Source organism: Kitasatospora sp. GAS204B, assembly GCF_029892155.1.
Lineage (GTDB): Bacteria > Actinomycetota > Actinomycetes > Streptomycetales > Streptomycetaceae > Kitasatospora.
In genome coordinates, this window is sequence record NZ_JARZAG010000004.1 from 98,287 (window position 1) to 112,568 (window position 14,282).

At 71.4% G+C, this 14,282-nt stretch carries 9 protein-coding genes; 7 read left to right on the forward strand and 2 right to left on the reverse strand.

The window, feature by feature from the left end; translation table 11 throughout:
* Nucleotides 1–194 precede the first annotated feature (194 nt).
* Together P3T41_RS07345 and P3T41_RS07350 are read left to right on the forward strand one after the other, a co-directional pair.
* Nucleotides 195–890, forward strand: a complete 696-nt coding sequence (locus tag P3T41_RS07345; RefSeq protein WP_280688772.1) for a response regulator transcription factor — start codon at nt 195–197, stop codon at nt 888–890.
* A complete protein-coding gene (locus P3T41_RS07350) occupies nt 887–2,398 on the forward strand; it encodes a HAMP domain-containing sensor histidine kinase (protein WP_280688774.1) in 1,512 nt (503 codons plus the stop codon). Before P3T41_RS07345 ends, P3T41_RS07350 begins: the two co-directional genes overlap by 4 nt.
* Before the next feature lie 67 nt (nt 2,399–2,465).
* On the opposite strand, the gene pepN is transcribed toward P3T41_RS07350, so the two are convergent.
* Together pepN and P3T41_RS07360 are read right to left on the reverse strand one after the other, a co-directional pair.
* A complete protein-coding gene (pepN, locus tag P3T41_RS07355) occupies nt 2,466–5,048 on the reverse strand; it encodes an aminopeptidase N (RefSeq protein ID WP_280688775.1) in 2,583 nt (860 codons plus the stop codon).
* A 132-nt stretch (nt 5,049–5,180) separates the two neighbouring features.
* On the reverse strand, nt 5,181–6,992 hold the full coding sequence (locus P3T41_RS07360) for a PQQ-binding-like beta-propeller repeat protein (RefSeq protein WP_280688776.1): 1,812 nt from the start codon (nt 6,990–6,992) through the stop codon (nt 5,181–5,183).
* Between the two features lie 408 nt (nt 6,993–7,400).
* Between P3T41_RS07360 and P3T41_RS07365 the strand changes: the two genes are divergently transcribed.
* The 5 genes from P3T41_RS07365 to dxs all read left to right on the forward strand — a co-directional run bounded on the left by P3T41_RS07365 (nt 7,401) and on the right by dxs (nt 14,202).
* The gene (locus P3T41_RS07365) at nt 7,401–8,597 is read left to right on the forward strand and encodes an ROK family transcriptional regulator (RefSeq protein WP_280689041.1); all 1,197 of its coding nucleotides are present in this window, start codon (nt 7,401–7,403) and stop codon (nt 8,595–8,597) included.
* 198 nt (nt 8,598–8,795) lie between these two features.
* Entirely contained in the window at nt 8,796–9,899 is a 1,104-nt protein-coding gene (locus P3T41_RS07370; protein ID WP_280688777.1) for a substrate-binding domain-containing protein, read from the forward strand.
* Between the two features lie 127 nt (nt 9,900–10,026).
* Entirely contained in the window at nt 10,027–10,812 is a 786-nt protein-coding gene (locus P3T41_RS07375) for an ATP-binding cassette domain-containing protein (RefSeq protein WP_280688778.1), read from the forward strand.
* Between the two features lie 32 nt (nt 10,813–10,844).
* Complete coding sequence (locus P3T41_RS07380; protein WP_280689042.1) at nt 10,845–12,092, forward strand: sugar ABC transporter permease; 1,248 nt, start codon at nt 10,845–10,847, stop codon at nt 12,090–12,092.
* A gap of 193 nt (nt 12,093–12,285) precedes the next feature.
* Nucleotides 12,286–14,202 carry a 1-deoxy-D-xylulose-5-phosphate synthase gene (gene dxs / locus P3T41_RS07385; RefSeq protein ID WP_280688779.1) on the forward strand — a complete coding sequence of 639 codons (1,917 nt, stop codon included), beginning with the start codon at nt 12,286–12,288 and terminating at the stop codon, nt 14,200–14,202.
* Nucleotides 14,203–14,282: the final 80 nt, after the last annotated feature.

Sequence of the window (14,282 nt, forward strand, 5' to 3'; positions counted from 1 at the left end):
CTGCCACCGGAAGCTATCAATTCGCTCTGAACCCGAACGGCCTTCGGCCGGGAGATCCGGCGTCTGCGCAGGTCAGAGCGGTATGGCCGGGCCGGGGATCTCACGGCATTCTCATCGGGCACCCGCAGACTGCCCAGGGTCCGGGAGAATGTCCGGACCTGCCGCCCTCTCACCTTCTTCCTTGAACGGACCCCATGACCACCCCACGCCGCATCCTGGTCGTCGACGACGAGCCCGATCTGGTCGAGGTGCTCTGCGGCGCGCTGCGCTACGAGGGCTGGCAGGCCCGCGGCGCCGCCACCGGGCGCGCGGCCGTGGCCGCCGCGCTCGACTGGGCGCCGGACGCCGTGGTGCTCGACATGATGCTCCCCGACCTGGACGGTCTGGCGGTGCTCGCCCGGATCCACGCCGAGCGCCCCGAGGTCCGGGTGCTCTTCCTGACCGCCCGGGACGCCGTGGAGGACCGGATCGCGGGGATCACCGCCGGCGGCGACGACTACGTGACCAAGCCGTTCAGCCTGGCCGAGGTGGTCGCCCGGCTGCGCGGCCTGCTGCGCCGGGTCGAGCCGGCGCCCGGGCCGCCGCCGGGGGAGGCCCTGGTGCTGGGGGACCTGGTACTGGTCGAGTCCGCCCGCGAGGTCACCCGGGGTGGGGTGCCGATCGAGCTGAGCCCCACCGAGTTCGCGCTGCTGCAGCACCTGATGAGCCACCCGCGCCAGGTGCTGAGCAAGGCCCAGCTGCTGGACGCCGTCTGGTCCTACGACTTCGGCGGCCGGGCCCACGTGGTGGAGCTCTACATCAGCTACCTGCGCAAGAAGATCGACGCCGGGCGGCCGCCGATGATCCACACCGTCCGGGGCGCCGGCTACCTGATCAAGCCCGCGCCGTGACGCGGCCGTCCCCACGCGCGCTGTGCGCCCGGCTCCTGCCCCGCACGCTCCGCGCCCGGGTCTTCCCCCGCACGCTCCGGACCCGTCTGATCGCCGGCCTGGCCGCACTGCTGCTGGTGATCTTCGCCGGGGTGGGCCTGGCCGTCACCACCGCCCTGCAGCACTACCTGCTCGCCCGGCTCGACCAGCAACTCGCCGACACCGGTGGCCGTTACGCCGCCAGCCTGGAGCACAACGCCAAGGCCGACACGGCCAGCCACGACACCCGGGCCCAGTCGCCCGGCACCTTCGGCGCCCGGCTGCTGGACGGCATCGTCACCGAGGCCGGCGTGGTCGACGGGGACGCGGACGACGCGGCGGTGGCCGCCGGGATCGCCCCCGCCGACACCGACGACCAGGTCGAGCTGAGCCCCGCCGAACAGCGCACCCTGGCCGCCCTGCCGGTGGCCGGCCCGGCCCGCACCGCCGACCTGGCCGGCCTCGGCGACTACCGGGTCCGCGCGGTGGCCGGCGGGGACGGCGACGTGCTGGTCACCGGCCTGCCGCTGCGCCAACTCAAGGACACCGTGCACCAGGTGATCATCCTCGAGGTCACCGTCTACGGCGCCGCCCTGGCCCTGGCCGGGCTGGCCGGCGCGCTCTGGGTACGGCTCGCGCTGCGCCCGTTGGACCGGATCGCCGACACCGCCGAGCGGGTCAGCGCTCTGCCGCTGGCCCGCGGCGAGGTGGTGCTGACCGAGCGGGTGCCGCCGGCCGCCGCCGACCCGGACACCGAGGCCGGTCGGGTGGGCCTGGCCCTCAACCGGATGCTCGGCCACGTCGAGGACGCCCTCGCCCAGCGGCATGCCCTCGAGGACCGGTTGCGCTCCTTCGCCGCCGACGCGGGGCACGAACTGCGCACCCCCGTGGCCACCGTGCGCGGCCACGCCGAACTGGCGCTGCGCCACCCCGAGCCGATCGCCGCGCCGGTCCGGCACGCCCTGAACCGGATCGAGGCCGAGGCCGCCCGGATGGGCACCATCGTCGACGACCTGCTGCTGCTCGCCCGGCTGGACGCCGGCCGCCCGTTGGCCGCCACCGACGTCGACCTCACCCGAATCGTCCTGGACTGCACCGACGATGCCCGCGCCGCCGCCCCCACCCACCACTGGCGCCTGGACCTGCCCCCCGACCCCGTCGTGCTCACCGGCGACGAGGACCGCCTGCGCCAACTCCTCGCCAACCTGCTGGCCAACGCCCACCGGCACACCCCGCCCGGCAGCACCGTCACCCTCGCGCTGACCCGCCACCGCCTGACCGTCACCGACGACGGCCCCGGCGTGCCCGCCGACCTGGCGCCGCACATCTTCGACCGCTTCGTCCGCGGCGATCAGACCCGCTCCCGCAGCACGGGCACCACGGGGCTCGGGCTGGCCATCGCGCGCGCGATCGCGGTGGCGCACGGCGGGAACCTGACGCTGAGTCAGCTCGACGGCGGCGGTGCGCGGTTCGTGCTGACGCTGCCCTGACACGGGCCGCACGCCAGTCGGCCCCCGGACGCGATCGCGTCCGGGGGCCGACTGCACTGCGGGATCGTCAGGCGTGCGCGCCGGCCTCACGGTCCGCCGCCCGCGCGGTCAGCGACCGCTCCACGCCCGCGCGCGACTCCACCACCAGCCGCGCCAGCGCCGGGGCCGGCTCGGCGTCGGCCAGCCACGCGTCGGTGGCCGCCAGGGTCTCGCGCGACACCTGGTAGCTCGGGTAGAGCCCGATGACGAGCTGCTGCGCGATCTCGTGGCTGCGGGTCTCCCAGACGTCCTTCAGCGCCGCGAAGTACCGGTCCACGTAAGGGGCCAGCAGCTCGCGCTGGTCGGCGACGTTGAAGCCGCTGATCACCGCGTCCTGGACGTAGTTGGTCAGCGCGTCCGAGTCGATGACCGAGGCCCAGGCCTCGGCCTTGGCCTCGGCCGTCGGGCGGGCGGCGCGGCAGGTCGCGGCCTTCTCCTGGCCGGCGGCGGTGTTGTCGCGGGCCAGCTCGGCGTCGATCGCCGCGTCGTCCGCCTGGCCGACGGCGACCAGGCGGGTGAGCAGGTCCCAGCGCAGGTCGGTGTCGACGGCCAGGCCCGGCACCTCGATGGTGCCCTCGAGCAGGCCGGCCAGCAGGGCGAGCTGCTCGGCGGAGCGGGCCACGGTGGCCAGCGCCTTCGCCCAGGCCAGCTGGTGGTCGCTGCCGGCCTCGGCGGCGCGCAGCCGCTCCTCGGCGGCGGCGGCCCAGCGGACCAGGCCCTGCTCGCGCCAGGCGGGGTCGGCGTAGAGCTCCAGGGCGAGCTTGACCTGGCGGTGCACCGACTGGACCACGCCGATGTCGGACTCCTTCGGCAGCCCGGACAGCGCGAGCGCGAGGTAGTCGCGGGTGGCCATCTCGCCGTCGCGGGTCATGTCCCAGGCGGCGGCCCAGACCAGCGCACGCGGCAGCGGGTCGGCGAAGTCGCCCAGGTGCGCGGTGACCGCGGCGAGCGAGTCGGCGTCGAGCCGCAGCTTGGCGTAGGAGAGGTCGTCGTCGTTGAGCAGCACGACGGTCGGGCGCCGGCGGCCCACCAGCTCCGGGACGGCGGTGAGTTCGCCGTCCACGTCCAGCTCGATCCGGTCGGTGCGCACCAACTTGCCCTCGACCAGCGAGTAGCAGCCGATGGCGATCCGGTGCGGGCGCAGCGCGGCGACGCCCTTGGCGCCCTCGGGCAGCGCCGGCGCCTCCTGGCGGACGGCGAAGGCGGTGATCACGCCGTCGGCGTCCAGCTCCAGTTCGGGGCGCAGGACGTTGATCCCGGCGGTCTGCAGCCAGGCCGTGGACCAGGCCTTCAGGTCGCGGCCGCTGGCCTCCTCGAGCGCGCCGAGCAGGTCGGCGAGGGTGGTGTTGCCCCACGCGTGCCGCTTGAAGTAGGCCTGCACGCCCTGGAAGAAGGCGTCCTGGCCGACGTAGGCCACCAGCTGCTTGAGCACCGAGGCGCCCTTGGCGTAGGTGATGCCGTCGAAGTTGACCTGGACGTCCTCCAGGTCGTTGATCTCGGCCATGATCGGGTGGGTCGAGGGCAGTTGGTCCTGCCGGTAGGCCCAGGTCTTCATCTGGTTGGCGAAGCTGGTCCAGCCGTTGGGCCACTTGGTGCCGGCCGGCTCGACCAGGGAGACCATCTCCGCGTAGGTGGCGAACGACTCGTTGAGCCAGAGGTCGTTCCACCACTCCATGGTGACCAGGTTGCCGAACCACATGTGGGCCAGCTCGTGCAGCACGGTGGTGGCGCGCTGCTCGTAGGCGGCGTCGGTCACCTTCGAGCGGAAGACGTACTGGTCGCGGAAGGTGACCGCGCCGGCGTTCTCCATCGCGCCGGCGTTGAACTCCGGGACGAAGAGCTGGTCGTACTTGTCGAACGGGTAGGCGAAGTCGAACTTCTCCTGGAAGTACGTGAAGCCCTGCTTGGTGACGGCGAAGATCTCCTCGGCGTCCAGGAACTCCTTCAGCGACGGGCGGCAGTAGATGCCCAGCGGCACCCGCTGCGCGCCGTCGGTGAACTCGTCGAAGACACCGACGTACGGGCCGGCGATGATCGCGGTGATGTAGCTGGAGATCCGCTTCGTGGGGGCGAACGTCCAGGTCTGCGTCTCGCCGTCGCCGACCGGCTCGGGGGTGGGGGAGTTGGAGACGACCACCCAGCCGCGCGGCGCCGTGACGGTGAAGGCGAAGGCCGCCTTCAGGTCGGGCTGCTCGAAGGAGGCGAACACCCGGCGGGCGTCCGGCACCTCGAACTGGCTGTACAGGTAGGTCTCGCCGTCCACCGGGTCGACGAAGCGGTGCAGGCCCTCGCCGCTGTTGGTGTACGCGCAGTCGGCGACCACCCGCAGCTCGTTCTCGGCGGCCAGGCCGGTCAGCGCGATCCGGCTGTCCGCGAAGGCGGCCGGATCCAGCTGCTCGCCGTTGAGCACGATCTCGTGCACGGTCGGAGCGACCAGGTCGATGAAGGTGGCTGCGCCCGGCTGCCTGGCGGTGAACCGGACCACGGTGGTGGACCGGAAGGTGCCGCCTTCGCGGGCCGAGCTCAGGTCGAGCTCGATGTCGTACGCATCCACGTGGAGGAGCGCGGCCCGGGTGCGGGCCTCCTCACGGGTCAAGTTGGTGCCAGGCACTCGCAGGACTCCTTCGTCAGGCTTGTTGGCCCGATCCTCCCACGGCACCCGGCCGCGGCCCGAGCGGATTGTGCCGGAGCCCGCCGCGGCTTTCGCGACGGGCTCCGGTGACAGCCCCTAGGTGAGACCAGGTCAGCTCTTCGTGTAAAGGGTGGCGGTGGCGTTCATCGGCAGGGTCGGGACGGTCAGCACCTGGCCGTTGTCGGAGAGCAGCACCTGCGCGTCCTGGAAGGAGAGGAAGGCGTCGTCGCCGTTCTTGGCGCTGAAGGCCTCCACCTGCGTGACGCTGCCGTCGGTCGGGCTCAGCGTGACCACCCGGGCGCCCTTGCCGAAGCCGTCCATGGCGATCGCGGTCGGCTTGCCGCTGGAGGTCTTGTCGACCAGCCGCAGGCCGTTCTCGGCGCCGCCGTCGACGGTCCACAGGGTCTTGCCGCTGACCAGGTCGATCGCCTCGATGGAGGTCTTGCCGCCGCTGTTCACCTCGACGTAGAGGGTGTTGCCGATCACCAGGCTCTTGTTCATCGGGTCGGAGTAGGCGGAGAGCTGCAGCCGGTCCGCGCCGGTGGACTTCAGCGGGACCTTGGCCTCGGCGTTGCCCGAGGAGTCGACGCCGACGAAGTAGTCGTTGTCGTAACCGTTGGAGATCTGCACCACCAGCGGCTTGGCCGAGACGATGTTGGTCAGCCGCTCGTTCTCGCCGAGGGTGAACGACTCGGTGGTCTTGCCGGTGTTGGCGTCCAGCACCATCAGCGCCTGCTTCTGGTCCGCGTCCGAGCAGTAGTCGCTGACCACGATGACGGTGTCGGCGGCGTCCGCGTTGTCCGAGCAGTACTGGCCGCGGTCCTTGTAGGCCCAGACCGAGGTGCCGTCGGTCAGGTTGTAGCCGGCCAGCAGCGAGCCGCTGGCGGCGGCCAGCGTGGTGTCGGTGACGGTGACCTGGGTGCTGAAGCTCTTGCTGCTCAGCGGCGAGCCGACCTTGTAGATCAGCTTCCCGGTGGTCGCGTCGATCGCGCCGACCGCGGCGCAGTCGTTGTCGCCCAGGTTGAAGCTGACGCCGCCGATGTTGTTCTTGTTGACGGTCTTGGACATGCTGCAGATGGCCTTGGTGCCGTCCGGCGCCTTCAGCGTCCAGACCGCCTTGCCGGTGCCCAGGTCGTAGCCGGTCAGCCCGGTGCTGTCGCCGCGCACCAGCAGCTTGTCGGTGACCCACTCGCCCAGGGTGTGCAGGTCGGTGGTGTTGCCGTCGACCTTGGGCACGGTCCAGGTGACGGTCAGCTTGCCGGGGTCGCCCCCCGTGCCGCCACCGCCGGTGCCGCCACCGCTGGCGGCGGGGTTCGGCCTGGAGTGGCCGCTGAACAGCACCACCAGGCCGACCACGATGGCGACCGCCAGCACGCTGCCGATGACCGCGCCGAAGACCAGGACCGGGTTGCGCTGCTTGGTCGGTTGCCCGGTGGGCTGGACCGGCCCTGGGTAGCCGTAGCCGGGGGCGGGCTGCTGGCCGAACTGCGGCGGCGGGTAGCCGCCCTGCGCCGGACCGGGCGGCGGGTAGCCGCCCTGCTGGGCACCGAAGGCGGCGGGCGGAGCGGCCTGCGGGTAGCCGTAGGAGAGCTGCGGCTGCGGCTGCGGGTCGTACGGGCCGACCGGCGCGCCGGGCGCCGGCGGGGCGCCCTGCGCGGGGAAGGCCAGGGCGGTCGGCTGGTAGCTCAGGTCGGCCGCGCTCGGCCCACCGGGCGCACCGGCCGCTCCGGGCGCCCCCGGGGCGGCGGGTGCGCCGGGCGGTGCGAACGGCGGCTGGGCCGGAGCCGGGATCGCCGCCGAGCCGAGCTGCGTCAGCTGGTCCGCGACCGCCGCCGGGTCGACTCCCGGCCGCGGCGGTACGCCGCCCTGGCCGCCCGCCGGGTCCTGCGGCCCGTAGCCCGCACTGGGCTGATCCCCTGCCATGTGATGCCCCGTCATTGTCCGTCCGAGCGCCGCCCGCCCCGGCCCGGTGGGACGCGGGAGACTGGATGGGCGGCTGAGAATTAATGGACATCGTAGAGGCGCACCGTTTTCGGGTGGCCCCAGGTCCGGTTCGGGCGCGCCCGGGCGGACTCGAAGCTGACTCGCAGCGGACTCGCAGCGGACTCGACGTGGACTCGAAGCGGCTCCGGAGAACAGCGGGTGAACGGCGTTCGATGACGTGGCTGAGCGGTGGTTGAGGTTTCGGAGCGATCCCGTTTGCCGTCTTGACGAGGTACCCGGTGGTGCGCTCGGCATAGAGTTCAGAAGTTGAAGGTGAATTTTCCCGCAACGGCGCGGTTGGGCGGGGGACCGTCGGGTGCCCGCGTCCGAAGGAGGTCATTCATGTCCATGGACACGCCGGGGTCGCAGTCCTCGCTGCACCGCGCCAACCTCGAACGGGTGCTGCGCGCCGTGCGGATGGCGGGCTCGCTCACCCAGGCCGAGATCGCCCGGGCCACCGGGCTCTCGGCGGCGACGGTGTCCAACATCGTCCGCGAGCTCAAGGAGGGCGGCACGGTGGTGGTGGCCGACACCTCCTCCGGCGGCCGCCGGGCCCGCAGCGTCTCGCTCAGCGGGGACGCCGGGATCGTGGTCGGCGTCGACTTCGGCCACTCGCATCTGCGGGTGGCGGTGGGCAACCTGGCGCACCGGGTGCTCGCCGAGGAGAGCGAGCCGATGAACGTGGACGTCTCCGCCGAGCAGGGCTTCGCCCGGGCCGAGGCGCTGGTCGAGCGGCTGCTGGTGCAGGCCGGGTTCCGGGCCGACAAGGTGATCGGGGTGGGCCTGGGTGTGCCGGGCCCGATCGACGTGGAGACCGGGGCGCTCGGTTCCACCGCGATCCTGCCCGGCTGGACCGGCATCGCGCCCGGCCGCGAACTGGCCCAGCGCCTGGGCATGGAGGTCTACGTCGACAACGACGCCAACCTGGGCGCGCTCGGCGAGCTGGTCTGGGGCGCCGGCCGCGGCCTCGGCGATCTGGCGTACATCAAGGTGGCCAGCGGGGTGGGCGCCGGGCTGGTGATCAACGGTCAGATCTACCGGGGCCCGGGCGGCACGGCCGGGGAGATCGGCCACATCACGCTGGACGAGGCGGGGCCGGTCTGCCGCTGCGGAAACCGGGGCTGCCTGGAGACCTTCGTCGGCTCCCGCTACCTGCTCAACCTCTTGAACGCGAGCCACGAGCGCGAGCTGACCCTGTCCGAGGTGGTGCGGCTGGCCCAGCAGGGCGACCTCGGCTGCCGCCGGGTGATCGCGGACGCGGGACGGCAGATCGGCACCGGCGTGGCGACCCTGTGCAATCTGCTCAACCCGCGCCGGGTGATCCTCGGTGGCGACCTCGCAGAGGCCGGTGAGCTGGTGCTTTCCCCGATCCGGGACTCGGTGGCGCGGTACGCGATCCCCTCGGCGGCCCGTCAGCTGTCGATCGTTCCCGGCACCCTGGGCGGACGTGCCGAAGTGTTGGGCGCCTTGGCCCTGGTGATGAGTGAGATGGGTGAAACCGGCGTAATCGGGCATGGTACGGCTGCGGTGGGCGCGCGCGGCTGACGGTCTGTCACCTGGGTACAAGGGGGGCGAAACGGACATGGTCGGACAGTTTGGTCTCAGCTCAGCCTTCAGGAAGATAACGAAAGGGTTTGAATTTTCCGAGGCTTGGGTTTACTTGTTGACGACAATGCGAGGTGGCAGGTTGACTCCCTTCCACCTCGCCGCAACGTTGCGGCTCTGTCAGGGAGGCACCCCCACATGAACGCAATGATGCGTCGCGTCGTCGTCGGTACCGCTGCGGTCTCGATGGCCCTCACCTTGGCCGCCTGTGGCAAGGCCGGTAGCAGCAGCTCCAACTCCGCGAGCTCGGGCGACAACAAGACCATCGGCCTGCTCCTCCCCGAGAACTCCTCCTCGGTGCGTTACGAGTCCTTCGACAAGCCGCTGATCCAGGCCAAGGTCAAGGACCTGTGCCCTGACTGCACCGTCAAGTACAACAACGCCAACGGGGACGCGGCCACCCAGAAGCAGCAGTTCGACACCCTGGTCTCGCAGGGTGTGAAGGTGATCATGCTGGACGCCGTGGACGCCACCGGCACCGCTTCCTGGGTGACCGACGCGCAGAAGAAGGGTGTCAAGGTCATCGCGTACGACCGGCTGGCCACCGGCCCGGTCTCCGCGTACATCTCCTTCGACAACGAGAAGGTCGGCGAGCTGCAGGGTCAGGCCCTGATCGACGCCATCAACGCGAGCGGCGGCAACGCCAAGACCGCGAACGTCGTGATGATCAACGGTGACGACGCCGACCCGAACGCCGGTCAGTTCAAGGCCGGTGCGCACAAGGTCCTGGACAGCGGCGTGGGCAAGATCGTCTACGAGCAGTCCGGTGAGTGGAAGCCCACCGTGGCCAGCCAGAAGATCGGTGCCGCGATCACCTCGCTCGGCAAGAACGGCTTCCAGGCCGTCTACTCCGCCAACGACGGCATGGCCGCCGCGATCGTCACCGCCCTGAAGACCGCCGGCATCACCAACATGCCGGTCGGTGGCCAGGACGCGGCCTCCGACGCCATCCAGCGGATCCTGACCGGCGACCAGGCCTACACCATCTACAAGGCCTACAAGCCGGAGGCCGAGGGCGCCGCCACCATCGCGGTCGACCTGCTGCACGGCGTGGACGTCAGCGGCACCGCCACCTCGGTGACCCCCAGCGGTGGCCAGAACGTCCCCTCGCTGCTGCTCACCCCGGTCGTGGTGACCAAGAAGAACATCGCGTCCACCGTGATCGCCGACGGCCTCTACAAGGTCTCGGACATCTGCACCGCCCAGTACGCCGACGCCTGCAAGGCCGCGAACATCCAGTAACGGACGCGACCTTCAGCAAGCGACGCAGTCGACCGGGCCTGAGCAGCAGGTCCGGTCGGCCTGCCGTCGGCACTTCGGCGTGCTGGCCTGAGCCATGTGCGCCCTTTGACCCCCGAAGGAGCCACCGATGGTTCAGTCAGACATACCCGTTCTCGCCCTGCGCGGCGTCTCCAAGCGGTTCGGTGCCGTCCAGGTGCTCACCGGCGTCGACCTGGAGGTGCACGCGGGCCAGGTGGTCGCGCTGGTCGGTGACAACGGCGCCGGCAAGTCCACCCTGGTCAAGACGATCGCCGGGGTGCACCCGATCGACGAGGGCAGCATCGAGTGGTCCGGCCGGCCGGTCCACGTGACCCGTCCCCAGGACGCCCAGGCGCTGGGCGTCGCGACGGTCTACCAGGACCTCGCACTCTGCGACAACCTCGACGTGGTCGCCAACCTCTTCCTCGGCCGCGAGCTGGTCCGCGGCGGCCGCCTCGACGAGGTGGCGATGGAGAAGCGCGCCAAGGAGCTGCTCGACACCCTGTCGATCCGGATCCCCAGCGTGCGGATCCCGGTGGCCGCGCTCTCCGGCGGTCAGCGCCAGGTGGTCGCGATCGCCCGTGCGCTGATCGGCGACCCGAAGGTCGTGATCCTGGACGAGCCGACCGCGGCCCTCGGCGTCGAGCAGACCGCTCAGGTGCTCGACCTGGTCGAGCGGCTGCGTGACCGGGGCCTGGGCGTGATCCTGATCAGCCACAACATGGCGGACGTGCGCGCGGTGGCCGACCAGGTCGCGGTGCTGCGGCTGGGCCGCAACAACGGCGTCTTCCCGGTCGCCACCACCAGCCACGAGACGATCATCTCGGCCATCACCGGCGCCACCGACAACGCGGTGACCCGCCGTCAGGCACGAGTCGCGGAGACGACCAAGTGAGCAAGCACGCCACCCCCGAGAAGGCTTCCACCGTGACCGAGACGACCGACAGCGCGGCGCCCGCCGCCGTGGACCCCCGACTGCTGGTGCGCGAGCAGGGCCTCGCCGGCTACCTCGAGGAGTTCAAGCGCAAGTTGCGCTCGGGTGACCTCGGCTCGATACCGGTGGTGATCGGACTGATCCTGATCGCCACCATCTTCCAGGCGATCACCGGCAACTTCCTCACCGCCGGCAACCTCTCCAACATCACCCTCTACATCGCGGGCCCCGGCCTGATCTCGGTCGGCATCGTCTTCGTGCTGCTGCTCGGCGAGATCGACCTCTCGCTCGGCTCGGTGGCCGGCGTCTCGGCCGCGGTCTCCGCCGTGCTCTCCATCCAGCACGGCGTCAACGAGTACCTGGCGGCGATCCTCGCCGTGCTGGCCGCGCTGGCCATCGGCGCGCTGCACGGCTTCTTCTTCGCCAAGATCGGCGTGCCCGCCTTCGTCGTGACGCTGGCCGGCCTGCTCGCCTGGAGCGGCCTGCAGGGCTATGTGATGGGCAACACCGGGACGCTCAACAACATCCCGAACGGCTTCATCGCCAACCTCGACAACTACTTCTTCGCCGACGTCGCCGCCGCGTACGGCCTGGCCGCGATCAGCGTCGTCGGCTACCTGGTCGCCGCGCTGCTGGGGGCCAGGAGCCGCCGCGAGGCCGGCCTGCCCGCCAAGCCGGTCAGCGAGATCGCGCTGCGTGCCGTGGTGCTCGCGGTGCTGGCCTTCGGCGCCGCCTACACCCTCAACCAGGACCGCGGCTTGCCGCTGGCCCTGGTGGTCTTCCTCGGTGTGGTCGTCGTCACCGACTTCGTGCTGCGCCGCACCGCCTACGGCCGCAAGGTCTTCGCGGTCGGCGGCGGCGTCGAGGCGGCCCGCCGGGCCGGCATCAACGTGGCCCGGGTGCGGATCTCGGTCTTCATGATCTCGGCGGGTCTGGCCGCGGTCGGCGGTCTGTTCATCGCCTCGCAGGCCGGCTTCGCGGACAAGCAGCTGGGTAGCGGCAACGTCCTGATGAACTCGATCGCGGCGGCCGTGATCGGCGGCACCAGCCTGTTCGGCGGCCGGGGCAAGACCTGGTCGGCGCTGCTGGGCATGCTGGTGATCCAGTCCATCGTCACCGGCCTTGACCTGCAGGGCATCAGCCAGTCCATCCAGTACATGATCACCGGTGCGGTGCTGCTGGCCGCGGTGGTGCTGGACTCGGTCTCGCGCCGGACCCAGAAGTCCTCCGGCCGCGGCTGACGGTCGGGATCGCCCGCCCGGGACACGCCCGCACCAAGGGGGCGCGTCCCGGGCGTTCGCGCGCCTGGTCAAAGCCCGCCAAGACGCCCCGCGCCGCAAAGCGTCCGACGAGCGGACATTAGACTCGACCAGCTGGGTAGTCCGACAGCCTGCCCGCGACACGTACCGATAGAGACCGATAGAGGAGGAACGGGTGCCCCTGCTGACCCGCATTCGGGGACCGCGCGATCTCGACCGGCTCACCCCGGGGCAGCTGGCTGCCCTCGCCGAGGAGATCCGGGGCTTCCTGATCGAGGAGGTCGCCAAGACCGGCGGACACCTGGGACCGAACCTCGGTGTGGTGGAGCTGACCATCGCGCTGCACCGGGTCTTCGACTCCCCGCGCGAGCGGATCCTCTTCGACACCGGGCACCAGTCGTACGTGCACAAGCTGCTGACCGGCCGTCAGGACTTCAGCCGGCTGAAGATGAAGGGCGGCCTGTCCGGCTACCCGTCGCGGGCCGAGTCCGAGCACGACGTGATCGAGAACTCGCACGCCTCCACCGTGCTCGGCTACGCCGACGGCATCGCCAAGGCCAACCAGCTGCTCGGCCACCAGGACTGCCCGGTGGTCGCGGTCACCGGCGACGGCGCGCTGACCGGCGGGATGGCCTGGGAGGCGCTGAACAACATCGCCGACGGCAGGGACCGCCCGGTGGTGATCGTGGTCAACGACAACGAGCGCTCCTACTCGCCGACCATCGGCGGCCTGGCCAACCACCTCTCCACGCTGCGCACCACCCAGGGCTACGAGCGCTTCCTCACCTGGGGCCGCGACACCCTGCAGCGCACCCCCGTGCTCGGCGGGCCGCTGGCCGACGCGCTGCACGGTGCCAAGAAGGGCCTGAAGGACTTCATCGCGCCGCAGGGCATGTTCGAGGACCTGGGCCTGAAGTACCTCGGGCCGATCGACGGCCACGACATCACCGCCGTGGAGTCCGCGCTGCGCAAGGCGCGCGGCTTCGGCGGCCCGGTGATCGTGCACGTGATCACCGAGAAGGGCCGCGGCTACCACGCCGCGCTGAACAACGAGGAGGACCGCTTCCACGCGGTCGGCGTGATCCACCCGGACACCGGTCTGCCGGTGAAGACCTCCGGCAAGGACTGGACCTCGGTCTTCGGCGAGGAGATGGTCGAACTCGGCCGCGAGCGCGAGGACATCGTGGCGATCACCGCCGCGATGCTGCACCCGGTGGGCCTGGCCGACTTCGCCAAGGCCTTCCCGAAGCGCACCTTCGACGTCGGCATCGCCGAGCAGCACGCGGCCGTCTCCGCCGCCGGGCTCGCCACCGCGGGGCTGCACCCGGTGGTCGCGGTCTACGCGACCTTCCTGAACCGGGCGTTCGACCAGGTGCTGATGGACGTCGCGCTGCACAAGCTCGGCGTCACCTTCGTGCTGGACCGGGCCGGCGTCACCGGGACCGACGGCGCCTCGCACAACGGCATGTGGGACATGTCGATCCTCCAGGTGGTCCCCGGGCTGCGGCTGGCCGCGCCGCGCGACGCCGACCAGCTGCGCGCCCAGCTGCGCGAGGCGGTCCAGGTCAAGGACGCGCCGACGGTGGTGCGCTACTCCAAGGGCTCGGTCGGCCCCGCGGTCGCCTCGCTCGGCCGGATCGGCGGGATGGACGTGCTGCACGGCAGTGCTTCGCCGCTGCCCGAGGGGGAGCGGCGGGCGGACGTGCTGATCGTCTCGGTCGGCGCGCTGGCCCCGCTCTGCCTGGAGGCGGCCGCGCTGCTGGACGCCCAGGGAATCAGCGCCACCGTGGTCGACCCGCGCTGGGTCAAGCCGGTGGACGCCGCGCTGCCGGGGCTGGCCGCCGAGCACCGCGTGGTGGTCACGGTCGAGGACAACGGGCGGGCCGGCGGCGTCGGCTCGGCGATCGCCCAGGCGCTGCGGGACGCGGAGCTGGATCTGCCGCTGCGCGACTTCGGCATCCCGCAGGCGTTCCTGGACCACGCCAAGCGCGAGGAGATCCTGGCCGAGATCGGGCTCACCGGGCCCGACATCGCCCGCCAGGTCACCGCGCTGGTCTCCCGGCTGGACCAGTCCGCGGTGGTCGAGGCCTGACCGGATCGGGGCCTGAGCTGCGTCGATCGGCCTCGAGCGTTCCTCAGGCGATCTTCCATGGCCTTCGTGACAATATGACA